The 23,028-nt window shown below is 72.5% G+C and carries 26 protein-coding genes; 15 read left to right on the top strand and 11 right to left on the bottom strand.

The window, feature by feature from the left end; genetic code table 11:
* Window positions 1-20: 20 nt before the first annotated feature.
* The 5 genes from G5V58_RS10670 (at window position 21) to G5V58_RS10650 (ending at window position 3,752) form a co-directional block, all read left to right on the top strand.
* The gene (locus G5V58_RS10670; RefSeq protein WP_165232135.1) at window positions 21-548 is read left to right on the top strand and encodes a YbhB/YbcL family Raf kinase inhibitor-like protein; all 528 of its coding nucleotides are present in this window, start codon (window positions 21-23) and stop codon (window positions 546-548) included.
* Between the two features lie 72 nt (window positions 549-620).
* Window positions 621-1,208 (top strand): hypothetical protein, encoded by a 588-nt coding sequence (locus G5V58_RS10665; RefSeq protein WP_230487260.1) that lies wholly within the window; start codon window positions 621-623, stop codon window positions 1,206-1,208.
* 21 nt (window positions 1,209-1,229) lie between these two features.
* On the top strand, window positions 1,230-2,030 hold the full coding sequence (locus tag G5V58_RS10660) for an ABC transporter permease (protein WP_165232132.1): 801 nt from the start codon (window positions 1,230-1,232) through the stop codon (window positions 2,028-2,030).
* Window positions 2,023-2,829, top strand: coding sequence for an ABC transporter permease (locus G5V58_RS10655; RefSeq protein ID WP_230487259.1), 807 nt, complete (start codon window positions 2,023-2,025; stop codon window positions 2,827-2,829). The genes G5V58_RS10660 and G5V58_RS10655 overlap by 8 nt, the downstream gene beginning before the upstream one ends.
* Complete coding sequence (locus tag G5V58_RS10650; protein WP_165232129.1) at window positions 2,829-3,752, top strand: ABC transporter ATP-binding protein; 924 nt, start codon at window positions 2,829-2,831, stop codon at window positions 3,750-3,752. Before G5V58_RS10655 ends, G5V58_RS10650 begins: the two co-directional genes overlap by 1 nt.
* A 16-nt stretch (window positions 3,753-3,768) precedes the next feature.
* Here the strand turns inward: G5V58_RS10650 and G5V58_RS10645 are convergent, their stop codons facing one another.
* The 5 genes from G5V58_RS10645 to G5V58_RS10625 form a co-directional block, all read right to left on the bottom strand.
* The gene (locus tag G5V58_RS10645) at window positions 3,769-4,869 is read right to left on the bottom strand and encodes a PP2C family protein-serine/threonine phosphatase (RefSeq protein WP_165232126.1); all 1,101 of its coding nucleotides are present in this window, start codon (window positions 4,867-4,869) and stop codon (window positions 3,769-3,771) included.
* Window positions 4,870-4,936: 67 nt separating this feature from the next.
* A complete protein-coding gene (locus G5V58_RS10640) occupies window positions 4,937-5,404 on the bottom strand; it encodes an NUDIX hydrolase (RefSeq protein WP_165232123.1) in 468 nt (155 codons plus the stop codon).
* A complete protein-coding gene (locus G5V58_RS10635) occupies window positions 5,404-7,752 on the bottom strand; it encodes a GcvT family protein (protein ID WP_165232120.1) in 2,349 nt (782 codons plus the stop codon). Before G5V58_RS10635 ends, G5V58_RS10640 begins: the two co-directional genes overlap by 1 nt.
* A complete protein-coding gene (locus G5V58_RS10630) occupies window positions 7,736-8,638 on the bottom strand; it encodes a phosphotransferase (protein ID WP_230487258.1) in 903 nt (300 codons plus the stop codon). The genes G5V58_RS10635 and G5V58_RS10630 overlap by 17 nt, the downstream gene beginning before the upstream one ends.
* Window positions 8,639-8,645: 7 nt before the next feature.
* Window positions 8,646-10,211 carry an amino acid permease gene (locus tag G5V58_RS10625; protein ID WP_165232115.1) on the bottom strand — a complete coding sequence of 522 codons (1,566 nt, stop codon included), beginning with the start codon at window positions 10,209-10,211 and terminating at the stop codon, window positions 8,646-8,648.
* A 171-nt stretch (window positions 10,212-10,382) separates the two neighbouring features.
* Here G5V58_RS10625 and G5V58_RS10620 point away from each other — a divergent pair, with 171 nt between their 5' ends.
* The 7 genes from G5V58_RS10620 to G5V58_RS10590 all read left to right on the top strand — a co-directional run bounded on the left by G5V58_RS10620 (window position 10,383) and on the right by G5V58_RS10590 (window position 16,323).
* Window positions 10,383-11,114, top strand: a complete 732-nt coding sequence (locus G5V58_RS10620; RefSeq protein WP_165232112.1) for a FadR/GntR family transcriptional regulator — start codon at window positions 10,383-10,385, stop codon at window positions 11,112-11,114.
* A gap of 96 nt (window positions 11,115-11,210) precedes the next feature.
* The gene (locus tag G5V58_RS10615; RefSeq protein WP_230487257.1) at window positions 11,211-11,456 is read left to right on the top strand and encodes a hypothetical protein; all 246 of its coding nucleotides are present in this window, start codon (window positions 11,211-11,213) and stop codon (window positions 11,454-11,456) included.
* Complete coding sequence (locus G5V58_RS10610) at window positions 11,449-12,819, top strand: glutamine synthetase family protein (protein WP_165232109.1); 1,371 nt, start codon at window positions 11,449-11,451, stop codon at window positions 12,817-12,819. The genes G5V58_RS10615 and G5V58_RS10610 overlap by 8 nt, the downstream gene beginning before the upstream one ends.
* The gene (locus tag G5V58_RS10605; RefSeq protein WP_165232106.1) at window positions 12,816-14,174 is read left to right on the top strand and encodes an aldehyde dehydrogenase family protein; all 1,359 of its coding nucleotides are present in this window, start codon (window positions 12,816-12,818) and stop codon (window positions 14,172-14,174) included. The genes G5V58_RS10610 and G5V58_RS10605 overlap by 4 nt, the downstream gene beginning before the upstream one ends.
* A gap of 11 nt (window positions 14,175-14,185) precedes the next feature.
* Complete coding sequence (locus G5V58_RS10600) at window positions 14,186-14,965, top strand: 3-oxoacyl-ACP reductase (RefSeq protein ID WP_165232102.1); 780 nt, start codon at window positions 14,186-14,188, stop codon at window positions 14,963-14,965.
* Window positions 14,962-15,666: a gamma-glutamyl-gamma-aminobutyrate hydrolase family protein gene (locus tag G5V58_RS10595; RefSeq protein ID WP_165232100.1), complete on the top strand. Its 705-nt coding sequence runs from the start codon at window positions 14,962-14,964 to the stop codon at window positions 15,664-15,666. The genes G5V58_RS10600 and G5V58_RS10595 overlap by 4 nt, the downstream gene beginning before the upstream one ends.
* 18 nt (window positions 15,667-15,684) lie before the next feature.
* Window positions 15,685-16,323, top strand: a complete 639-nt coding sequence (locus G5V58_RS10590; RefSeq protein ID WP_165232096.1) for a glycerophosphodiester phosphodiesterase — start codon at window positions 15,685-15,687, stop codon at window positions 16,321-16,323.
* 40 nt (window positions 16,324-16,363) lie between these two features.
* On the opposite strand, the gene G5V58_RS10585 is transcribed toward G5V58_RS10590, so the two are convergent.
* Window positions 16,364-16,687: a hypothetical protein gene (locus G5V58_RS10585; RefSeq protein ID WP_165232093.1), complete on the bottom strand. Its 324-nt coding sequence runs from the start codon at window positions 16,685-16,687 to the stop codon at window positions 16,364-16,366.
* A 149-nt stretch (window positions 16,688-16,836) separates the two neighbouring features.
* On the opposite strand from G5V58_RS10585, the gene G5V58_RS10580 reads away from it, so the two are divergent.
* The gene (locus G5V58_RS10580) at window positions 16,837-17,823 is read left to right on the top strand and encodes an alpha/beta hydrolase (protein WP_165232090.1); all 987 of its coding nucleotides are present in this window, start codon (window positions 16,837-16,839) and stop codon (window positions 17,821-17,823) included.
* A gap of 28 nt (window positions 17,824-17,851) precedes the next feature.
* Entirely contained in the window at window positions 17,852-18,511 is a 660-nt protein-coding gene (locus G5V58_RS10575) for a hypothetical protein (RefSeq protein ID WP_165232088.1), read from the top strand.
* A 2-nt stretch (window positions 18,512-18,513) separates the two neighbouring features.
* Here the strand turns inward: G5V58_RS10575 and G5V58_RS10570 are convergent, their stop codons facing one another.
* Together G5V58_RS10570 and G5V58_RS10565 are read right to left on the bottom strand one after the other, a co-directional pair.
* A complete protein-coding gene (locus G5V58_RS10570) occupies window positions 18,514-19,296 on the bottom strand; it encodes an inositol monophosphatase family protein (protein WP_165238952.1) in 783 nt (260 codons plus the stop codon).
* A complete protein-coding gene (locus G5V58_RS10565; RefSeq protein ID WP_165232085.1) occupies window positions 19,296-19,961 on the bottom strand; it encodes a nitroreductase family protein in 666 nt (221 codons plus the stop codon). Before G5V58_RS10565 ends, G5V58_RS10570 begins: the two co-directional genes overlap by 1 nt.
* Window positions 19,962-20,140: 179 nt before the next feature.
* On the opposite strand from G5V58_RS10565, the gene G5V58_RS10560 reads away from it, so the two are divergent.
* Window positions 20,141-20,497: a hypothetical protein gene (locus G5V58_RS10560; protein WP_165232082.1), complete on the top strand. Its 357-nt coding sequence runs from the start codon at window positions 20,141-20,143 to the stop codon at window positions 20,495-20,497.
* On the opposite strand, the gene G5V58_RS10555 is transcribed toward G5V58_RS10560, so the two are convergent.
* From G5V58_RS10555 to G5V58_RS10545, 3 genes are read right to left on the bottom strand one after another with little or no spacing between them, the layout of a single operon-like run.
* Entirely contained in the window at window positions 20,490-21,263 is a 774-nt protein-coding gene (locus G5V58_RS10555; protein ID WP_165232079.1) for a sulfite exporter TauE/SafE family protein, read from the bottom strand. The two genes, G5V58_RS10560 and G5V58_RS10555, sit on opposite strands and share 8 nt — an antisense overlap.
* A gap of 9 nt (window positions 21,264-21,272) precedes the next feature.
* Window positions 21,273-22,526 (bottom strand): SPFH domain-containing protein, encoded by a 1,254-nt coding sequence (locus G5V58_RS10550; RefSeq protein WP_165232075.1) that lies wholly within the window; start codon window positions 22,524-22,526, stop codon window positions 21,273-21,275.
* Window positions 22,527-22,560: 34 nt separating this feature from the next.
* Entirely contained in the window at window positions 22,561-23,022 is a 462-nt protein-coding gene (locus G5V58_RS10545; protein WP_165232072.1) for an NfeD family protein, read from the bottom strand.
* Between the last annotated feature and the right edge of the window lie 6 nt (window positions 23,023-23,028).

The following is a 23,028-nucleotide window of genomic DNA, read 5'->3' as shown; positions in this document are numbered from 1 at the left end:
CCCTGGGTACCGTCGTCGGCATGAGCCTCGACCGCCCGGTGAGCCCGGACCCCTACGACCTCCTGCCCGCCGTACCCTCCTTCACCGTCACCAGCGACGACGTCACCGACGGCCAGCCGCTCAAGGACGACCAGGTCAACTCCGGCGGCGACTCCTCGCCCCAGCTGTCCTGGTCCGGCTTCCCCGAGGACACCCAGAGCTTCACCGTCACCTGCTACGACCCCGACGCGCCCACCCCGAGCGGCTTCTGGCACTGGGTCCTGGTCGACCTGCCGGCCGACTGCACCTCGCTGGACGCCGGCGCCGGCGCCGAGGGCGCCTCGCTGCCCGGCGACGCCTTCATGTGCCGCAACGACATGGGCACCAAGGCCTTCACCGGCGCCGCACCGCCCGAGGGCGACCAGGTCCACCGCTACTACTTCGTGGTCCACGCCGTGAAGGAGCCGTCGCTCGGGGTCGACTCCGACGCCACGCCCGCGGTGGTGTCGTTCAACCTGGCCTTCAAGACCGCCGGCCGCGCGATCGTCCAGGGGACCTACCAGCACTAGCCAGGGCCGAGACGGCGGTCCGCACGGCGCGGAGCCTGGAGCGGGCCGCCGTCGACCGGCATGATGCCGCCCGTGGACCGCCGCCGCTCGCTCGTGTGGCTGCCCGCGCTGGTCCTGCTGCTCACCGTGGCCCAGCTCGCGGTGGCGACGTTCGTGCCGGGCATCGAGCGGTTCGCGGACAAGGCCTTCGGCGCCCGGCTCGCGGCGTACCCGGTCATGATGCTGCTGGTCCCGGCCCTGTGGTGGCTGGTGGTCAGGCGGCGCCGTCCGGACGCCGACCCGCCCCACGTCGCCTTCGCGCTGATCATGCTCGGCTTCCTGGTCGACACGACCGGCAACAGCCTCGACCTCTACGACTCCATCACGTGGTGGGACGACTCCAACCACTTCGTCAACTGGTTCTTCCTGCTCGGCGGGCTCGGGCTGGTCACCGCCCGCGAGCTGCGCCCGGCCTGGGCCCAGGTGCTGCTGATCACGGGGCTGGGCTGCCTGCTCGCGCTCGGGTGGGAGATCGGCGAGTGGTACACCTTCATCCGCCACGGCACCGAGCTGGACACGGCCTACGAGGACACGCTCGGCGACATGACGCTCGGCACCTGCGGGGCCTTCCTCGCCGCGCTGGTGGTGTTGCGAGTGTCGCGGGGATCCTCGCGGGGGTAGCCTCGCGCCGGTGATCCAGCAGTGAGCCTGCACGTCGCCGTCGCGACGCGCTCGTTCCGCCGCTACTCCACCTACACCGCGGCGACGCTGGCGGGGATCTTCACCAACTGCGTCTTCGGTGTCATCAACGCCCTCGTCCTGGTCGCGGTGTGGGAGCAGAACCCCGACGCGGGCGGGTACGACGTGCGCGACGCCGTCACCTACGTGTGGCTGGGCCAGGCCATGATCATGGTGATCGCGCTGTGGGGCGGCGGCTCGCCGACCGACCTGGCCACCCGGATCAAGACCGGCGACGTGGCTCTGGACTTCTACCGGCCGGTGGGGCTGCTGGGGTGGTACCTCGCGGCCGACCTCGGCCGCGCCGCCTTCCACCTCCTCAGCCGGGCCCTCGTCCCGACCGTCGTGGGCGCGCTGCTCTTCGACCTGCGCTGGCCCGGCGGCCCGTGGCCGGCCGTGGCCGTCGCGGTGAGCGTGGTCCTGGCCCTGCTGGTCAGCTTCGCCATCCGGTTCCTGGTGGCCATGACCACCTTCTGGGTGCTCGACGACCAGGGCACGGCGATCCTGGCCAGCACCGCGGCGGTCTTCTTCAGCGGGCTGACCGTGCCGCTCGTGCTGTTCCCGGGCTGGTTCGGCACCCTGGCGCGAGCGCTCCCCTGGGCGTCGTACGTCCAGGCCCCGGCCGACCTGTGGCTCGGCAAGCACCACGGCTGGGGTGTGGTGGGCACGCTCGGGCTGCAGGCGCTGTGGGCCGGGGTCCTGCTCGGCGCGTGCGCGGGGCTGCTGCGGCTGGCCGAGCGCAAGGTGGTGGTCCAGGGTGGCTGAGCTGCTGCAGCCGGTGGTCCGCTACGGCCAGATCGCCCGGATGTGGGTGCGGGCCTCGCGCGCCTACCCGGTGTCGTGGGCCATGCTGGTGGTGGGCGGGTTCCTCATCAACATCATCGAGTTCGTCGGCATCTGGATCCTGTTCCAGAACGTCGACGACCTGGGCGGCTTCACGCTGCGCCAAGTCGCCTTCCTGTACGGCGGCACGGGGGTGGCGTTCGCGCTGGCCGACCTGGTCGCGGGTCGGGCCGAGCGGCTCGGGCAGATGATCCGGCTCGGCAAGCTGGACCAGATGATGGTGCGCCCGGTGCCGCTGCTGGTGCAGGTCTGCGCCGACGAGTTCGCGCTGCGCCGGGTGTCCCGGGTCGCGCAGGCGGCGGTGGTGCTGGCCTGGGGCTGCGGCGCGGTGGACTGGACGGCGCCCCGCCTGCTGCTCACGGTGCTGATGGTGGCCTCGGCCACGGTCATCTTCGTGGCCGTCTTCGTGGCGCTGGCCTGCGTCCAGTTCTGGACCATCGACGCCGCGGAGGTGGCCAACGCCTTCACCTACGGTGGGGTCACCGTGACGGCGTACCCGCTCTCGATCTTCCCGGGCGAGCTGGTCAAGGCGCTGACCTTCGTGGTGCCGCTGGCCTTCGTGAACTGGTACCCCAGCCTCTACGTCCTCGGCGAGCCCGACCCGCTCGGCTACCCGGGCTGGACGCAGTGGCTCTCCCCCGCCGTGGCGGTGCTGTTCACCGCCGTGGCCGCCGTCGTGTGGCGCGCCGGCGTCCGCTCCTACCGCTCCACGGGGTCCTGATGGCGCTGATCGAGGTCGAGGGGCTGAGCCGCAGCTTCAAGGTGCGGGGCCGGCCGGACGTGGTCGCGGTGCGCGACCTGGACCTGAGCGTCGAGGCCGGGGAGATGGTCGGCTACATCGGGCCGAACGGCGCCGGGAAGTCGACGACGATCAAGATGCTCACCGGGATCCTGGTGCCGACGTCGGGACGGATCAGGGTCGCGGGGGTGGACCCGAGCCGGCGCCGGACCGACCTGGCCCGGCGCATCGGCGTGGTCTTCGGCCAGCGCACCACGCTGTGGTGGGACCTGCCGCTGCAGGACTCCTTCGCCCTGCTGCAGAAGGTCTACCGGGTCGACCCGGCCCGGCACCGCGCCAACCTGGCGGAGTTCGTGGAGCTGCTGGGCCTGGGCGACCTGCTCCCGGTGCCGGTGCGCCAGCTCAGCCTGGGCCAGCGGATGCGTGGCGACATCGCCGCCGCGCTGCTGCACGACCCGGAGCTGGTCTACCTCGACGAGCCGACCATCGGGCTGGACGTGGTGAGCAAGGGCCGGCTGCGGGAGTTCCTGCGCACGCTCAACGCAGAGCGCGGCACCACGCTGCTGCTCACCACGCACGACCTGCAGGACATCGAGGCCCTGTGCCGCCGGGTGGTGGTCATCGACCACGGCACGGCGGTGTACGACGGCACGCTGGCCGGGCTGCACGCCCAGGGCGGGTCCACGCGGACGCTGGTGGTCGACCTGGTCGACGAGCGGGCGCCGATCGAGGTGCCCGGCGCCACGGTCAGGCGGGTCGAGGGACCGCGGCAGTGGCTGTCCTTCCCGGCCGACGCCTCGGCCGCGCCGGTGGTCGCGGCCGTCGTGGCGGCCTACGCCGTGGCCGACCTGTCGGTCCAGGAGCCGGACATCGAGGACGTGATCCGGGAGCTGTACTCGCGCTGAGCCTCGTGCGGGCCGCTCAGATCGGCTGGCGGTCGCGGCTGGCGACCGGGCTGCGGCTGAGGATGAGCACGGCGCGGTCGTCGTCGCCGCTGTCGACCTGGTTGATGATCCGGCGGGCTGCGCCGCGGAAGCCGGAGCCGACCGCGTCGAGGGCGGTGTGCTGGAGCCAGGCGATGCCGGCGTCGAGGTGGCTGGTCCGGGTCTCGACGACGCCGTCGGTGTAGAACAGCAGCGCCTCGCCGTGGAAGAGCCGCCCCTGGCTGACGTGGAGCTCGGGGTCGGGCAGCACGCCGAGGGCGGTGCCGCGGGCGTTGTCGATGAGCCACTCGCCCTGGGGCAGGTCCCAGCGCAGCGCCGGCGGGTGACCGGCCGAGATGATCTGGTAGGCGCCGGTGTCGAGGTCGACGACCAGGTGCACGGCGGTCGCGAAGGCCTCGTCGCCCTGGCGCAGCAGGAAGGCGTTGGCCGCCCGCATCAGCTCCAGCGGCGCCATCGCCCCGATGAGCCCGCCGAGGGCGCCCGCGAACTGCAGCGCCGCCGGACCGGCCGCCGTGCCCTTGCCGCAGACGTCGACGAGGATCACCTCGAGGCGCCGGTCGCGCAGGTCGGCGACCAGGAAGTCCCCGGCGAAGGAGTCGCCGTGCGAGGCCACCATCGCGGTCTGCGAGTCCCAGCCCTCGGGCAGCGCGGGCACCCGGCCCTGGGCCTGGAGCCGCTCCTTGAGGTCGACGAGCAGCACCTCGCTCAGCGTGCCGGGCAGGGAGCTGCGCGACCGGCTGGCGACGTAGAGCACCAGGGCCACCGAGAGCAGGAACTCGACCACCGCGACCCAGCGCAGCGGCGTCATCTCCTCGGGGAGCACCAGCGACAGCGAGCCGACGACCGCGTCGAACGACGCCACCAGGACCAGCGGGCGGAAGCTGAGCAGGATGCGGGCGACGAGCAACCAGAGGAAGTACGCCGTGAGCGGCATCAGCCCGCGGTTGGTCAGCGAGACCACCAGCGAGACGCCGATGAGGGCGAGCAGGCTGGCGGCGATCGCCCACTGGGCGTGGACCGAGCCCGTGCGCCACGCGTCGAGACGCGCTCGCACCACCCCAGGCGCCCGGACAGCCATGCCGTCCAGCGTATCCGCCGACCGGCCCCGGGACCGGCTGGACGCGAGGTCCTGGGGAGGCGGCTCCTCAGGCCTTGAAGCGGGCCTCGCGCTCGCCGGAGAGCGCCGCCTCGACCCGCTCGCGCATCCAGGGACTCATCGCCGGCAGCTCGGCCAGCGGCCACCAGCGCGCGTCCACGGACTCGTCGTCGGCGACGTAGGGCTCGCCGGAGACCCACGAGCAGGCGAACGTCAGGTCGAGGTAGACGGCGTGGTCGCCGTTGTCGTAGACGTGCTCGCCGCTCACGCTGGTGCTGGCCAGCCGGTCGACGCGGATCTCGACGCCGGTCTCCTCCATCGCCTCGCGGCGAGCCGCGACGGCCGGCTCCTCGCCCGGGTCGACGATCCCGGTCACCGGGGTCCACGCATGGTTGTCCGCGCGCTGGACCATGAGCATCTGGTCGTCGCGCACCACGACGGCGGTCACGCCGGGCAGCCAGAGCCGGTCGTGGCCGATCTTCTCGCGCAGCTCGACGATGAAGTCTGGGATGGGCATCAGGGCCATGGTGCCCTGAGGCTGACCCGCACGGCGTACCGCTCCCCCGCCACGTCCACCTCGAGGCTCCCCTCGGTCACCGGTGCGTCGCCCACGCGGAGGTAGGCGAGACCGACGCACGAGCCGACGCTCTCCCCCCAGGCGGCGCTGGTGACCTGGCCCGCGGGGGCACCGTCACGCAGCACCAGCTCACCGCCCCAGAGCATCGGCTCGGGGTCCTCGACGACCAGGGAGACGAGCCGGTGCCTCGGTCCGGCCGCGCGGGCGGCCTCGAGGGCGGCCCGGCCCAGGAAGGGCTTGTCGCCCCGCAGCGCGGTGGCGAAGACCAGCCCGGCCTCGACCGGCGAGTGGTCCGGGGACAGCTCGCGCGGGAAGGCGCGGTAGCCCTTCTCCAGCCGCAGCGACTCCAGCGCGCTGTAGCCGGCGTCGACCGCGCCGGCGGCCGCGAGGTGCTCGTGGACCTCGAGCGCGCGGTCCACCGGCACGGTGAGCTCCCAGCCGGGCTCCCCGACGTACGTCATCCGGGTCGCGCGCACCTCGACGCCGGCGACGGTGGTGGTGCGGGTGGCACCGAGGGGCTCGTCCGGCCAGCCGAGCAGCGCGGGCGCCTGCGGACCCATGACGCCCAGCACCGAGAAGTCGTCGGTGCGGTCGGTGGCCTCGATGCCGCCCGCACGGCGCAGCCAGTCCAGGTCGCGCACCGTGGTGGCGGCCGAGCTGACGATCCAGAAGGACTCCGGACCGGTGCGGGCGACGGTGACGTCGGCCTCGTAGGTGCCGCGCTCGTTCAGCCACGGCGTGTAGACCACGCGTCCGACCGGGACGTCGACGTCGGCGGCGCACACCCACTGCAGCGCCTCGAGCGCGCCCGGCCCCTCGACGGCGTACTTGGAGAAGGAGGTCTGGTCGAAGACGGCGACGCCGGTGCGGCACGCGCGCTGCTCGCGTGCGGACGCGGCCAGCCAGTCGGGCTTGCCCCAGGTGTAGGCGAGCTCGCCGCCGAAGAACAGCGGTCGCTCCCAGCCGTTGCGGGTGCCGAAGACCGCGCCCCGCTCGGCCAGCCGCTCGTGCAGCGGCGAGCGGCGCACGTCGCGGGCGGTGGCGGGCTCGCGGTTGGGCCACGGGAGCGCGTAGTGCAGGCCGAGGGTCTCGACCACGCGGTCGCGGAGGTACGACGGGTCCGCGGCCCACGGCGAGAACCGCCGGATGTCCACGCTGGTGAGGTCGCTGGTCGGCTCGCCGGCCACGATCCACTCCGCCAGCGCCCGCCCGGCGCCGCCGGCCGAGGCGATGCCGACCGAGTTGAACCCGGCTCCCACGAAGACGTTGTCGCGCTCGGGCGCGCGGCCGAGCAGGAACTGGTTGTCGGGGGTGAAGGACTCCGGGCCGTCGTAGAACTTCCGGATGCCGGTGCGCTCCAGCACCGGGACCCGGCGCACGGCCTCGTCCATGAGGACCGAGAAGTGCTCCCAGTCGTCCTCCAGGAGCTGGAACTCGAACGGGTAGGGCAGGTCGTCGGGTGCGCGCCACGGCTTGGCCTCGGGCTCGAAGCCGCCGACGACCAGCCCGCCGACCTCCTCCTTGAAGTAGGTCCAGCCGTCCGGGTCGCGCATGATCGGCAGGTCCGGGTGGGTGCCCTCGACGGCCTCGGTGACGACGTAGAAGTGCTCGCAGGAGTGCAGCGGGACGGTGACGCCGGCCAGCGCGCCGACGGCCGCCGCCCACTGGCCGGCGCAGTTGACCACGACGTCGCACTCGACGTCGCCCCGGTCGGTGCGCACGCTCGTGACCCGCTGCCCGTCGGTCCCGAAGCCGGTCACCCGCACCTGTTCGCGCACCGTGACTCCACGCTGGCGCGCGCCCTTGGCCAGGGACTGGGTGAGGTCGGTGGGGTTGACCTTGCCGTCGCCGGGCAGCCACAGCGCGCCGAGCAGGTCCTCGACCTGCATCGGCGGCCAGAGCTCCCGGGCGCGCTCCGGGCTGACCAGCTCGCACGGCATGTCGTAGGCCGCGGCGTTGGCCGCGGTGCGCTTGAGCTGGACCAGCCGCTCGGGCGTGCGCGCCACGATCACGCCGCCGACCCCCCGGTAGCCGGTGCTCAGCCCGGTCTCGGCCTCGAGCTCGGCGTAGAGCTGGGCGGAGTACTGCACGAGGCGGGTGCCGCTCTCGCTCGCGCGCAGCGGACCGACCAGCCCGGCCGCGTGCCACGTCGTACCGCCCGACAGGTGGCCCTGCTCCAGGAGCAGCACGTCGGTCGTCCCGAGGGCGGCCAGGTGGTAGGCCACGGACGCGCCGACGACGCCCCCGCCGACGATGACCACCTCCGCGCGATCAGGCAGCGACGTCACGCAGCCAGCCTTCCAGGTCCGGTCCGCCGAACACCGCCTCGGCCCGCTCGAGGTGCTCGAGGCCCCAGGCCCAGAAGTCGTGGTCGATGGGGCTGGTGGCGGCCTGGATGAAGCCCCACAGTGACCAGCCGTACGCGCTCACCAGGGTCTGGAGACGCACCCGGGCCAGGTCCGCGCGGGTCGGGTGGTCGAAGTACGCCTCGACCCACGCCTCGGTCTGCTCGGGGGTGAAGCCGCACTCGGTCGCGGTGTTGCCGAGCTCGAAGCAGGCCTCGTTGTTGCCGCTGTACTCGTAGTCGATGAGCCAGACCCGCTCGCCGTCGTCGAGGTGGTTGGCCGCCAGCAGGTCGTTGTTGCACGGCACCGTGGGCCGCGGGTGGACCTGCAGCGCGCGCTGCACCTCGGCCCACGCGGCCGCGTGGTCGTCGTACGTCGGGGGCAGGGCGAACCCGCGCTCGCGGACCGTGCGGCGGTAGTCGGCCTGGCGCTGGAACATGTCGAAGTCGCCGACGAACCGCGGGCCGGCGTGGAGCTGCCGGCAGGCGCGGGCCGCGCGCCCGAGCACCCCGGCGTCGGTGAAGTCGGCGTCCTGGAGCGCCTCGGCGTGGAGGTACTCGATGACGAGCATCGCGAGGTCGGGGCGGTACTCGACCACCGCAGCCCCGACCCCCGCCGTCGCGGCCCGGGCGGTGTTGACGTGCTCGGCGTCCCGGTCGATGCCGAGCAGCGCGGCGTCACCGGACGAGCAGCGGACGACCAGGTCCAGCGGCGGCCCGTCGTCGTCGGTGACCACGTGCAGGTTGTGGTTGGTCAGCCCGCCCGGCAGCTCGCTGGCGCGCCAGGACCGCCCCGCCAGCGTGGCGAGGCGGTCCAGGTCGCCAGGCACGCTCAGCTCACTCGTCGAACGCCTCGACCACGGCCTGGTCGATGGTGTTGACCGGACCTGTGAACCACTTCTTGGCCGAGGCGTTCCACCAGATCGCGAGGATGAGGAAGACGCCCACGACCATGATCGGCGCGTAGTTGACCGCCGCCCAGTCGAACTCGTCGCGCCACGGCGCCCCGAACGGCGACGTCGGCAGCATGAGCATGATCCCGACCACGATGATCTCGATGACCGCGAGCAGGTTCATCCACCTGTACTTGCTGCCGTTGTTCCAGCTGCCCACCTCGAAGGAGTCCCCGGCCCGCCAGCGCAGGAAGATCGGGATCGCGAAGGAGAAGTAGAGCCCGATCACCGACACCGAGGTGACCGCGTAGAACGCGGTCGGGATGCCGTTGACCGACTTGAGCGCCGGCAGCGTGATGATCGCGCCGAGCACCGCGGCGAAGATGACCGCGTTGGCCGGCGTCCGTTGGGCGTTGACCTGCGACCACAGCCGCGAGCCCGGCACCGCCCGGTCGCGGCTGAAGGCGAACATCATCCGCGACGTCGACGTCAGGCACGCCGTCGCGCAGAACAGCTGCGCGCACGAGGAGATGAACAGCAGCAGCCCCGCCCAGTTCGAGCCCATCGCCGTCTCGAAGACGTAGGCCACGCCGCCCGCCGGGATGCTCCCGTAGTCCGGCTTGCCGTCGACCTGCGGGATCGCGAAGGTCACCGCCAGCAGCAGGATGTAGCCGCCCACCGCGGAGTAGAAGATCGACTGCCAGATGCCGCGCGCCGCCGTCTTGGCCGCGCCCTGGGTCTCCTCCGACAGGTGCACGGAGGCGTCGAACCCGGTGATCGTGTACTGGGTCAGGATGAAGCCGAACGGGATGATGGCCAGGAAGTAGACCCAGCTGCTCGTCGACCCGTCGGCCCACCCGGAGCCGTTGAACTTGTCGCTGAAGACCTGCGAGAAGCTCAGGTGCTGGTCCGGAACGAAGATCAGCACGAGCACCAGCACCGCCGCGCCCGCGACGTGCCACCACACCGAGATGTTGTTGATGAGCGCGAGCAGGTGGCTGGAGAAGATGTTGATGACGGTGATGAGCGCCAGGATCACCAGGAACAGCACGAAGATCGTGTTGAGCGAGAACTCGTCGAAGAGCCCCCACGCGATGAACGTCAGGTCGAAGAACGTCGCGCACCCGTAGGCCACCGACGCCGTCACCGCCACCAGGCCGATGAGGTTGAGCCACCCGGTGAAGAACCCGGCCGCCGGCCCGCCCAGCTTGGACGCCCAGTAGTAGATGCCGCCCGACGTCGGCATGGCCGAGACCAGCTCGGACATCGTGAAGCCGATGATGAGGATGAAGACCGAGATGATCGGCCACGACCACGAGATCGAGACCGGCCCGCCGTTCGCGATGCCCGCGCCGTACGTCGTGAGACAGCCGGCCAGGATCGAGATGATCGAGAACGAGATCGCGAAGTTCGAGAACCCCGACCACGACCGGCTGAGCTCCTGCTTGTAGCCGAGTCTGGCGAGGTGCGCTTCGTCGTCGTCGTGGACCTGGTCGCCTTGGACTGCCATGCCGCCCCCTCGGTGCGCGAACGGGACCCGTGCGGGAACCCGCGAGTTGGCCAGAAACTAGACCCGTCGCGAGCAGGGTGTAAACAGCCGTTTGTGAAAAAGGTATGAACTCCGACCATTGACGGCTCCGTGCGTTGACAGCCGGCCCCGCCGGAACCGAGAGTGACCGCCATGAGCGCGACCCCCGAGCACCTGCCGGCGGCGGTACTCCGCCCGGTGCGCGGGCACCACGCGTTCGAGGCGTGCGTGGAGCAGCTCGCGACCGCGATCCGGCTCGGCGTGTACCCGCGAGGCACCACGCTGCCGCCCGAGCGACTGCTGGCCGAGCACCTGCAGGTCTCCCGGGCCACGCTCCGCGAGGCCATGGCCGCCCTCCGCGAGGCCGGGCTGGTGGAGACCACGCGCGGTCGCGGCGGCGGCACCGTGGTGACCCTCAAGCCGCGGACCCCGTCCGCCCGTGCGGCGGCCCGGACCACCGCGGCCCGGCGCCGCGAGTGGCTCGACGTGCTCGACTTCCGGCGCATCGTGGAGCCCGGGGCGGCGGCCCTGGCCGCCTCGCGCGGCCTCGACGACGTGCGGCTCGGTCACCTCCAGCGCGCGCACGCCGAGGTGGTCGCGGCCCGCAAGCCCGCCGAGCACCGCCAGGCCGACTCGCGCTTCCACCTCACGGTCGCTGCCCTGGCCGAGTCCAGCCGGCTCGTCGAGTCGGTGACCTCGGTGCAGGCCACCCTGCACGAGATGCTGCTGGCCATCCCGGTCCTCGAGGCGAACATCGCCCACTCCGACCGCCAGCACGCCGCCCTGGTCAAGGCCATCACCGCCGGCCACGCCACCAAGGCGCGCACGGTCATGGAGGAGCACTGCGACGACACGGCCGCGCTGTTGCGCGGGCTGGTGGGTTAGGAGACCCGGTGGACAAGCGCAACGCGCGGCCCGATGACCGGCGGTGCCACTACCTGCGGACCTCACCACGACGACACGGGAAGGCGGTGCGGTCGCATGGCTGACAAGCGCAACGCGCGGCACCTCACGATGTCGGAGCTGGTCGAGAAGATCGACCTGGGCGACGTGGACACGGTGGTGGTCGCGTTCACCGACATGCAGGGCCGGCTCCAGGGCAAGCGGCTGCACGGGCGGTGCTTCGCGGACATCGTGGTCGAGCACGGCACGCCCGATGACCGGCGGTGCCACTACCTGCGGACCTCACCACGAGGACACGGGAAGGCGGTGCGGTCGCATGGCTGACAAGCGCAACGCGCGGCACCTCACGATGTCGGAGCTGGTCGAGAAGATCGACCTGGGCGACGTGGACACGGTGGTGGTCGCGTTCACCGACATGCAGGGCCGGCTCCAGGGCAAGCGGCTGCACGGGCGCTACTTCGCGGACATCGTGGTCGAGCACGGCACCGAGGGGTGCAACTACCTGCTCGCGGTGGACGTGGACATGAACACCGTGGGCGGCTACGCGATGTCGTCGTGGGACCACGGGTACGGCGACATGGAGTTCGTGCTCGACGAGCGGACGATCCGGCTGCTGACGCACCTGCCGGCGACGGCGATGGTGCAGTGCGACCTGGTGTGGATGGACCACTCCCCGGTGGTGCAGTCGCCGCGGACGGTGCTGCAGCGGCAGCTGGACCGGGCGGCGGAGCGCGGGTGGGCGGCGTACGCCGGGACCGAGCTGGAGTTCATCGCCTTCGACACGACCTACGAGGCGGCGGCGGACGCGGCGTACCGGGACCTCAAGCCGGTCAACCAGTACAACGTCGACTACTCGATCCTCGGCACGACGCGGGTGGAGCCGCTGCTGCGGGCGATCCGCAACACCATGTACGACGCGGGGCTGGACGTCGAGGGCGCGAAGGGCGAGTGCAACTTCGGTCAGCACGAGATCGGCTTCCTGTACGCCGACGCGCTGACGACCGCGGACAACCACAGCGTCTACAAGACGGTGGCCAAGGAGATCGCGGCGGAGCAGGGCAAGGCGCTCACGTTCATGGCCAAGTACAACGAGCGTGAGGGCAGCTCCTGCCACATCCACCTCTCGCTGCGCGGTGAGGACGGGTCGCTGGTGTTCTGGGACGCCGAGAAGGAGGAGCGGTCGCCGCTCTACGACCACTTCGTGGCCGGGGTGCTGGCGACGGTCGCGGACTTCACGCTCTTCTACGCGCCGAACATCAACTCCTACAAGCGCTTCGCCGCAGGGTCCTTCGCGCCGACCGCGATCGCGTGGGGCACCGACAACCGGACGTGCGCGGTCCGGCTGGTGGGGCACGGCGCTGGCGCGCGCATGGAGAACCGCGTGCCGGGCGCGGACGCCAACCCCTACCTCGCGCTGGCCGCGATGCTGGCGGGTGGCCTGCACGGGATCGAGCAGGAGCTCGAGCTCGAGCCCGAACTGGCGGGCAACGCCTACGAGTCCGATGCCGACCACGTGCCGAACACCCTGCTGGCGGCCCGGGACCGGTTCGCCGGCTCCGCGCTGGCGCGGGCGGCGTTCGGCGACGAGGTCGTCGACCACTACACGAACATGGCCGACGTCGAGCTGGCGGCGTACGCCGCGGCGGTGACCGACTGGGAGCTGAAGAGAGGATTCGAGCGCCTGTGAGCGAGACGTTCACCGTCGTCGACCCGTCGACGGAGCGGGCCGTCACCGACGTGCCGCTGACCGACTTGGCCGGCACCGACGCCGCCATCGAGGCGGCGCAGGAGGCGTTCCTGCACTGGCGGGGCATCGCGCCCGGCGAGCGGGCCGCGCTGCTGCGGCGCTTCGCGGCGGTCGTGGACGCCCACGTCGACGAGCTCGCCGAGATCGAGGTCCGCAACGCCGGCCACACGTGGGGCAACGCGCGCTGGGAGGCCGGCAACGTCCGCGACTGCCTCAACTACTACTCCGGCGCCCCGGAGCGGATGTTCGGCAGGCAGATCCCGGTGGCCGGCGGCACCGACGTCACCTTCCACGAACCGCTCGGCGTGGTCGGCATCATCGTGCCCTGGAACTTCCCCATGCCGATCGCCGGCTGGGGCTTCGCGCCGGCCCTGGCCGCGGGCAACACCGTGGTCCTCAAGCCGGCCGAGCTGACGCCGCTGACGGCGATCCGGATCGGCGAGCTCGCCCTCGAGGCCGGGCTGCCCGAGCACGTGCTGACCGTGCTGCCGGGCCGAGGCGACGTGGTCGGCCAGCGGTTCGTGACCCACGAGCTGGTCCGCAAGGTCTGCTTCACCGGCTCGACCAGGGTGGGCAAGCAGATCATGGCCGGCTGCGCGGAGCAGGTGAAGCGGGTGACCCTCGAGCTCGGCGGAAAGAGCTCCAACATCGTCTTCGCCGACGCCGACATCGCCGCCGCGGCCGCCGCCGCGCCGTACGCCGTGTTCGACAACGCCGGCCAGGACTGCTGCGCCCGCTCGCGGATCCTGGTCGAGCGCTCGGCGTACGACGAGTTCCTGTCGCTCCTGCAGCCGGCCGTCGAGGGCGTCAAGGTCGTCGACCCGCGCAGCGAGGACGCGGAGATGGGGCCGCTGGTCTCCGCCCACCAGCGCGACTCCGTGCAGGCCTACCTCGACGAGGTCGAGGTCGCCTTCGCGGGCAGTCGCCCGGACGGTCCCGGCTGGTGGCTCGCGCCGTCAGTGGTCACGGTCGAGGACCCCTCGACCCGGATCTGGCGCGAGGAGGTGTTCGGCCCGGTCGTCGCGGTGATGCCGTTCGACGACGAGGCCGACGCGGTGGCCAAGGCCAACGACACCGAGTACGGCCTGTCGGGCTCGATCTACACCTCCGACCTCGGCAAGGGGCTGCGTGTCGCGCGCGGCGTGGAGGCGGGCAACCTGTCGGTCAACAGCCACTCCTCGGTGCGCTACTGGACGCCGTTCGGCGGCTACAAGCAGTCCGGTCTCGGCCGCGAGCTCGGCCCGGACGCCCCCATGGCGTTCACCGAGGAGAAGAACGTCTTCATCAGTCACTGAAAGGAACGCAGGTGGCAGGCAGGATCCAGGACCGCGTCGCGGTCATCACCGGCGGCTGCTCGGGCATCGGCCTGGCGACCGTCGAGCGGTTCGTCGAGGAGGGCGCCAAGGTCGTCATCGGCGACCTGAACGACGAGCGCGGGCACCAGCTGGTCGGTCAGCTGGGCGGGGAGTCGGTGGCGACGTACGTCCACGTCGACGTGACGTCCAAGGAGGAGGTCGACGCGCTCTTCCAGACCGCCAAGGACACCTACGGCTCGGTCGACATCGCCTTCAACAACGCCGGCATCAGCCCGCCGGAGGACGACTCGATCCTCGACACCGACCTCGACGCGTGGCGGCGGGTGCAGGAGGTCAACCTCACCAGCGTCTACCTCTGCTGCAAGGCCGCGCTCCCCCACATGCTCGAGCAGGGGCGGGGCTCGATCATCAACACCGCGTCGTTCGTCGCGGTCATGGGCGCGGCGACGTCGCAGATCTCCTACTCGGCGTCCAAGGGCGGCGTGCTGTCCATGACCCGCGAGCTCGGCGTGCAGTTCGCGCGCCAGGGCGTGCGGGTCAACGCGCTGTGCCCGGGGCCGGTCAACACCCCGCTGCTGCAGGAGCTGTTCGCCTCCGACCCCGAGCGGGCCGCGCGCCGGCTCGTGCACGTCCCGATGGGCCGCTTCGGCGAGCCCAGCGAGATGGCGGCGGCGGTGCTGTTCCTGGCCTCCGACGACTCCTCGTTCATGACCGCCAACACCTTCCTGGTCGACGGCGGCATCTCCGGGGCGTACGTCACGCCGCTGTGACCCCTCTGATCGGGCTCAGCACCTACCGCGAGACCGCGCGGTGGGGGGTCTGGGACCAGCGTGCGGACCTGCTGCCCTCGCAGTACGCCGAGGCGGTGGTCGCGTGCGGCGGCGTACCGGTGCTGCTCCCGCCCGTGGTCACCGTGGGTGCCGCGGACGTCGCGGTCGCCCGGCTGGACGGGCTGGTCATCTCCGGCGGCGCGGACGTCGACCCGGCGGCGTACGGCGCCGAGCCGCACCCCCGGACCGCGGGCTGGCGGCCGGACCGGGACGCCTGGGAGCTGGCCCTGCTCACCGCGGCCGCGGCGGCCGGGCTGCCCACGCTGGGCGTGTGCCGCGGCATGCAGCTGATGGCGGTCCACGCCGGCGGCACGCTGGACCAGCACACGCCGGACCTGGTCGGCGACGACCGGCACAGCCCGGGGGGCGACGCCTTCGGTGCCGTGGCGGTCCGCACCGAGGCCGGCAGCCGGCTGGCCGGACTGGTCGGCGAGGAGCTGCGGGTCAACTGCCACCACCACCAGTCGGTGGCCAGTCACCCCGGGTTCGCCGCGGCCGCGCGGGCGGACGACGGGACGCTGGAGGCCATCGAGGCCGCCGGCGACCGGTTCTGCGTGGCCGTCCAGTGGCACCCGGAGACCGCGGCCGACGTCGGGCTGCTCGCGGGGCTGGTGCGGGCCGCCGCGGCGTACCGCTCGTGACCCGACGATGATGGAGCGGTGAGCCGGGTCCTGGTCAGCGCCCACCGGATGGGCGCCGGCGGCGACCGCACGCGCGAGAACTCCCTCGAGGCGCTCGAGGCCTCGCTGGCCCTCGGCGTGGACTACGTCGAGTTCGACGTGTGGCCCCGAGGGGACGGCACCTTCGTGGTGGCCCACGACCCCGAGCACGACCGGGGACTGGCGTACGGCGCCGTGCTCGACGCCGTGCGCGGGCGGGCGCGCGGCCACGTCGACCTCAAGGTGCGCACACGCGAGGACGCGGTGGCCGCAGCGCGCCAGGCGGTGGCGGTGCTCGGCGCCGAGGCCCTCGTCGTCACCATGGGCGGCGCGGGCTGCGTGCGCGCCGTGCGCGACTGGGCCGACGCCGAGGGCCTGACGCTCGCAGTGGGGCTGTCGCTGGGCCGGGCGCGCGAGCTGTTCCCGCACCGCAAGGTGCGCCGGTCGCGGGCCAACGTGGTCGTCGCCCACCACACGCTGGCCCGGCTCGGGCTGGCGGCGTTCGCCCGTCGTCGCGGGCTGCCGCTGCTGGTGTGGACCGTCGACACCGAGGACTCGCTGCGCTACTGGCTGCGGCCCGGCCGGGCGTGGCTGGTCACGACCAACCACCCCGGCCTGGCGCTGTCGCTGCGCGGGTGAGCGCCGGGTGAGCGTCGGGTGAGCGCCGGGTGCGCTCAGGTCAGCTGGTGACGCACTTGCCGATCTCGTCGGTGAGGTCGCCGCTGGAGATGACCTCCTGGTCCTTCTTGCTGCCGTCGAAGTCCTTGTCACCGTCGACCAGCGCCTGGAGCGCGTCGTCGGAGAGGTCGGAGTCGTGCAGCGCCTTGGCGATGCAGTCGATGACGTCATCGCTGGTGCCGCCGGACTGGAAGACCGAGCCGGCCGGGTTGTCGGAGTCCTTGAGGGCCTTGGCGATGTCGTCCTGCGACGGGCGGCCACCGCCGCCACCGCCGCACGCCGAGAGGGCGAAGAGCAGGGTGAACAGAGCGACGAGCTTCTTCATGGGGAGGGTTCCTTCGTTCAGGCAGCGGGTGACGCTGCGTCCGGGTCCGAGGGCACCCTTCCGGGTCGGAGGGAACCCTGTCCACTCGGCAGACGGGCGGCGGGTCGGGCCGGTTCCCTCCCCCGCGCGACGGCTGGGAGGATGCGTCCATGACCACGGAAGCGGGGCGTGAGGCCGTGACCGACGTGCTCGGCGAGCCGTACGTGGCCGAGACCTTGGAGCTGCCGCCCGACGACGAGGGCGAGGTGGTCGCGACCCTGGTGCACCGCTCCGCGGCGGCCACCAGCACCAAGGCCGTGCTGCACGTGCACGGGTTCGCGGACTACTTCTTCCAGACCGGGTACGCCGAGTGGTGGACCGAGCGCGGCTACGACTTCTACGCCCTCGACCTGCGCAAGTACGGCCGCTCGCTGGGCCCGCACCAGACCCCGACGTACGTCACCGACCTGGCCGAGTACGACGCCGAGCTCGACGAGGCCTGGCGCCGCATCACCGAGCGCGACGGCCACACCGAGGTCGTCCTGTCCGCCCACTCCACCGGCGGCCTGGTCACCGGCCTCTGGGCCGACCGCCGCCGCCCGGCCCAGCTCGTCGGCGCGGTCATGAACTCACCGTGGCTGGACCTCCAGGGCAGCACCCTGCGCCGCGTGGTCACGACCCCGATCATCAAGCAGCTCGGCGCCCGTCAGCCCCGGCGCGAGATCAAGCGGCACGTCACCGGCTTCTACACCCGCAGCCTGCACCGCGACCACGAGGGCGAGTGGGACTTCGACCTGCTCTGGAAGCCGATCGAGTCGTTCACGGTCTACGCCGGCTGGCTCCGCGCCGTGCGCGAGGGCCACGCCCGGCTGCACCGCGGCCTGGCCCTGTCCTGCCCCGTCCTCGTGCTGTCCTCCGGCCGCTCGGCCCTGCCCGAGGAGATGGGCGAGGAGGTGCACGGCACCGACATCGTCCTCGACGTCGAGCAGATCCGGCGCTGGGCCACGGCGTACGGCCCGCACGTCACCTACGTCGCCGTCGACGGCGCCCGCCACGACGTGGTGCTCTCGCGCGAGGAGCCGCGTGCCCGCGCCTACGCCGCCGTCGACACCTGGATGCGGGCCTGGGTCGACCCGCCGTCGCGATCGCTGCTCTGACCGGAGTGTCTTGACCTAGGGTGCCGCTGTGCGCGCACGTGCGGTCGCCCTCGCCCTGGCCCTCCTCGGCCTGACCGCACCCGCCGCGCAGGCCGAGACCTGGAGCGCCCGCGACGCCCGCGGCGACGCCGAGACGCTGGTCTACTCACCGGACCCGCCGCCGTGCGGCACCAGCACCCTCAGCCCGGCGCCGACGGCCAGGCGCCAAGACCTCACCGCCCTCCGCGTCGACCACGGCTCGCAGGCCGTCGTCATCCGCCTGCGCATGGCGGACGTGGCCCGGCGCGACCACTCGACGTCCTGGTCCGTGCACCTCCTCACCCCCGACCGGGGCTACCTCCTCGTGGTCTTCCCGCGCCGGCCGGGCGAGGCGGTGGACGCATTCCTCTCCGAGGAGCCGGAGGTGCCGGCCAACCCCGATCCGGCCGACTGCACGGTCGGCTCACTGGTCATCGGGAGAGGGGGCTGCGATGGGTTGAGCGTCCACCTGGACGCCGCTGCCGACCGGCTCGACCTCACCGTCCCCCGCCGCTGCCTCGGCCGGCCCCGGTGGGTCCGCGTCGGCGCGGACGTGTCCGGCGCGTTCACGGGCAGCGCGGAGACCGGCTACTCCGTCACCGGCGACACGTGGTCACCCGGCGCCGCCACGGCGTACCCGATCTACGGCCCGCGGGTGCACGCGGGCTGAGCTCAGGGCCAGGGCAGGTCGCCGACGAGCCCCTGGACCAGGTCGTACGTCGCGCGGCCGGCCGCGGCCACGAGCCCGCGGGGCGCCTCGTCCTGGGGCCGGTAGGCCCCGCCGTCGAAGGTGCCGACGTGACCACCGGCCTCGGCCAGCAGCAGCGAGCCGGGGGCGTGGTCCCAGGGCTTGGCCTTCTTGTAGAGCGCGTAGTCGGCCTCGCCCTCGACCAGCTTGGGGTAGTCCACGCCGCAGCAGACCCAGGTGAGCTCCAGGGCCTTGAGGGCGCCGAGAGCGCGGCCGAGCCAGCGGCGCCGGGAGGTGATGCCGCGCAGCTGGTCGCCGAGGGGCGGACGGTGCAGGCGCTCGCCGTTGCGCCAGGCGCCGCCGCCGAGCTCCGCGACGTACGCCGCCTCCAGCTGCGGCTGCCAGATCCAGCTGCGCACGACCTCACCGCCCCGCAGCTCGGCGGCCATGACCGCGTGCAGGGGCGAGCCGGCGACGAAGTTCTTGGTGCCGTCGACCGGGTCGACGGTGAAGGCGTGGTCGGCCTCGCGGAACCGCTCGAGCAGCGTCTCGTCGCCCTCGCTGGCCTCCTCGCCCAGGACCAGCGCGTCGGGGTAGGCCTCGGTCAGGGCGGCGGTGATGAGCTCCTCGGCCTCGCGGTCGGCCACGGTCACGAGGTCGCCGGGGTTCTTCTCGCTGACCTGGTCGTCGGACAGCGACCGGAAGCGCGGCGTGATCACCTTCGCCGCCACGTCCTGGAGCAGCTCGAGGACTTCCTGGGTCTCCATCACGACTCGAACGGTGCCCCGTCGAAGCGTTCCCACGTCACGAACTCCTCGACCGGTTGGCGGCGCAGCCGGGTCGGCTGCTTGACCGGCTTGCCGAGGGGGACGACCGCGGCGACGGCGTACTCCTCCGGCACGCCCAGCAGCTCCTTGACCTGCGGCTCCCGGGCCACGGCCATCGTGGTGAACGTCCCGCCGAACCCCTCGTTGCGCGCGGCGAGCAGCACGTTCCAGGCCAGCGGGTAGACCGACGCGCCCGCCACCATCCCGATCCGGTCGAGGTCCTGGTCGGTCGCGGCCACGGCGCCCAGGTCGACGAGGAACACCAGGACGACGGCGGCGGTGAGCACGGGCGTGATGAAGTAGGCCGGCACCTCGGTCGCCGCGATCTCCTCGGGCGACGGGCCGGGCGGGCGGAGCGGGTTCCACGGGGTCTCCCCCGCGGCCGACTGCGCGGCGTACCGGCGCACCGCCGGCTCGTTGAGCTCGGCCAGCGCCTGCCGCGTCTCCTGGTCGGTGACCAGGACGAGGTGGGCGCCCTGCCGGTTGCCGCCGCTCGGCGCGAACCGCGCGTGGTCCAGGATCCGGGCCAGCACCTCGTCGGGGATCGGGTCGTCGGTGAACTCGCGGATCGCCGCGGTGGTGCGCATCACCTCGTACAGCTCCATGCCCCCAGTGTCCCGGACCGGGCTCAGCGCACGCCGCACGCGCCCGCAGCACGCACCTCGCTGCGTTGCCGTCGCTCGGAAGACGTCCAGTCTGCCCACGCTCCGCCGCCTTGCGATGCACGCGCTGCGAACGCGTGCGCCGCACGCTGAGCCCGGTCCGGGACACTAGTCTTCCGCAGGTGGATCCCCTCTTCGGACTGTCCCTGGGCCGGATCGCCGTCGGCGCCGTCTCGCTCGCCAAGCCCGACACCGCCGCGGGGCTGCTGGGGCTGGATGCCCGGGCCAACCCGCAGGCAGGGTACGTCGCGCGGCTGTTCGGCTCCCGCGAGATCGCCCTCGGTGCGCTGACGCTGATCGCACGGGGCCGGGCCCGGCGCCACCTGGTGCTGGCCGGCATCGCCGTGGACGTGGCCGACGCCGCCGCGGGGGCGCTCGGGATCCGGGACCGCTCGATCAGCACGCGGGCCGGGGCCACCATGATCGGGCCCGCGCTGGGGGCCGTGGTGACCGGCGTCCGCGGGCTGCGCGTCAGCTGACGAGGAAGACCACCAGGGCGACCGCGCCCACCACCACGATCACCCCGCGCAGCACCGGCGCCGGGAGCCGGCGGCCGACGGTGGCGCCGAGCTGGCCGCCGATCACCGAGCCGATGCCGATGAGGGCGACGATGCGCCAGTCGACGTCGGCGACGACGGCGAAGAGCAGGCCGGCCACGGCGTTGACGATGGCGGCCAGGACGTTCTTGAGCCCGTTGAGCCGCTGCAGGGTCTCGGGGATGCCGACGCCCATGATGCCCATGAGCAGGACGCCCTGGGCGGCGCCGAAGTAGCCGCCGTACACCCCCGCCAGGAGCACCGCGGGCCACACCCACCAGGCGCCGTACGTCGGGTTGCGAGGCGCGGCGCCGGCGGCCTCGTGGCGCCGCGCGGTCCAGGCCGAGATGCGCGGCTGGAAGAGGACCAGCACGATCCCGAGCCCGACCAGGACCGGGACGATGGCCGAGAAGGCGTCCGCGGGCAGGACCAGCAGGAGGACCCCGCCGACGATCCCGCCGATGAGCGAGGCCACGCCGATGCGCAGCATCCGCGCGCGCTGGCCCACGAGCTCGCGGCGGTAGCCGACCACGCCGGACAGCGAGCCGGGGACCAGGCCGATCGTGTTGGAGACGTTGGCGGTCACAGGCGGCACCCCGAACGCCAGCAGGGTCGGGAACGTGATCAGCGTTCCCGACCCCACCACGGTGTTGATGGTCCCGGCCGCGAGCCCGGCCAGTCCGATGGCGAGGGCTTCGAGCGGCGACACGCCCCGACGTTACGAGGCGGGCGGCCCGGGGGGTGCAGCCGGGGGCGGCGGCTCCTGCGAGCCGGTCGCCGGCCCCGAGGGCGGCGCGGACGGGTCCACCGGCTGGTCGACCGGCTGATCCGGCGTCGCCGTCGACGCGGCCGCCGTCGGGTCCGGCGTGCCGCCGATCGCCGTGGACGGGTCTGCGACGCCGGGGTTCGCGGCCTGCGCGGCCTCGGCGATCGCCGCCTGGACCGCCTCGTTGGCCTTGCTGACCTCGGCGTCGGCCAGGGCTCCGCTGCCGGCCAGCTTGGCCGGCTCGTAGCTGCCCATGTCGACCCGCTTGCGCGGGCCGCCGGAGTTCTGCGGGATGCCCGCGATCTCGTGGATCGAGGAGCCCAGGCCCTCCAGCGCCTTGGTGATCTCGCTGGGGATGACCCACACCTTGTTGGCGTCGCCCTCGGCGATCTTCGGCATCATCTGGAGGTACTGGTAGGCCAGCAGCGACTGGTCGGGCTGGCCGTCGTGGATGGCCTGGAAGACCATCTGGATGGCCTGGCCCTCACCCTGGGCCCGCAGGATCGCGGACTCCCGGTCGGCCTGGGCCCGCAGGATCTGCGACTCGCGGTCGCCCTCGGCGTTCAGGATGGCGGACTGCTTGTTGCCCTCCGCGGTGAGGATCGACGACTGCCGCTGGCCCTCGGCGGAGAGGATGAGCGCGCGCTTGTCGCGGTCGGCACGCATCTGCTTCTCCATCGCGTCCTTGATCGAGGGCGGCGGGTCGATGCCCTTGATCTCGACGCGGTTGACGCGGATGCCCCACTTGCCGGTCGCCTCGTCGAGCACGCCCCGCAGGCCGTGGTTGATCTCCTCGCGGCTGGTCAGGGTCTGCTCCAGGTCCATGCCGCCGACGATGTTGCGCAGCGTGGTCATGGTCAGCTGCTCGACGGCCTGGATGTAGTTGGCGATCTCGTAGGTCGCGGCGATCGGGTCGGTCACCTGGAAGTAGATGACGGTGTCGATCGAGACGACCAGGTTGTCCTCGGTGATCACGGGCTGGGGCGGGAAGCTCACGACCTGCTCGCGCAGGTCGATGAGGTAGCGCACCTTGTCGATGAACGGCACGACGATGTTGAGGCCGGCCGGCAGGGTCTGCTTGTACTTGCCGAAGCGCTCCACGATGCCGGCGCGCGCCTGCGGGACGATCCGCACGGTCTTGGCCAGCAGGGTGACGACGAACAGGAACAGCAGCACCAGCAGGATGAGCACGATCAGTGCGCCCATGAGTACTCCTTCAGTCGGTGAGCCGGGGTCCGGGTCAGGACTCGATGCTCGGTACAGGATGGACGTACGCCGTGGCTCCGCGGATCTCCCAGACCTCGACGGTAGCCCCCGGCTCGATGGCCAGGCTGTCGTCGTAGGGCCTGGCCGACCAGATCTCGCCGCCCACCTTGATCCGGCCGGCCTCCAGACCGGTGATCCGCTGGGTCACCACCGCCTGCTGGCCGACCAGCTTGCCGTGGCCCAGGGACAGCTCCGGCCCGGTGTGCAGGCGCTTGACCAGCGGCGGGCGGACGACGGCCAGGCAGGCCACCGACGCCACGGCGGCCAGGATGGCCGAGACCGCGAACCCGGCGCCGAGGAGCGCGCTCACCATGCCCACGAGGGCGCCGAGCGCCAGCATCAGCAGGATCAGGTCGAGGCTGAACATCTCGGCGATGCCCAGGGCGATGGCCAGGGCGAGGAAGACCCCCGCCAGGTGGTCACCGATCCAGTCCATGCAGGA

The sequence above is a fragment of the Nocardioides anomalus genome (assembly GCF_011046535.1).
In the GTDB taxonomy this organism is placed as follows: domain Bacteria; phylum Actinomycetota; class Actinomycetes; order Propionibacteriales; family Nocardioidaceae; genus Nocardioides; species Nocardioides anomalus.
Note: the sequence above shows the minus strand (reverse complement) of the source record. Positions and strands in the feature narration are given on the sequence as shown.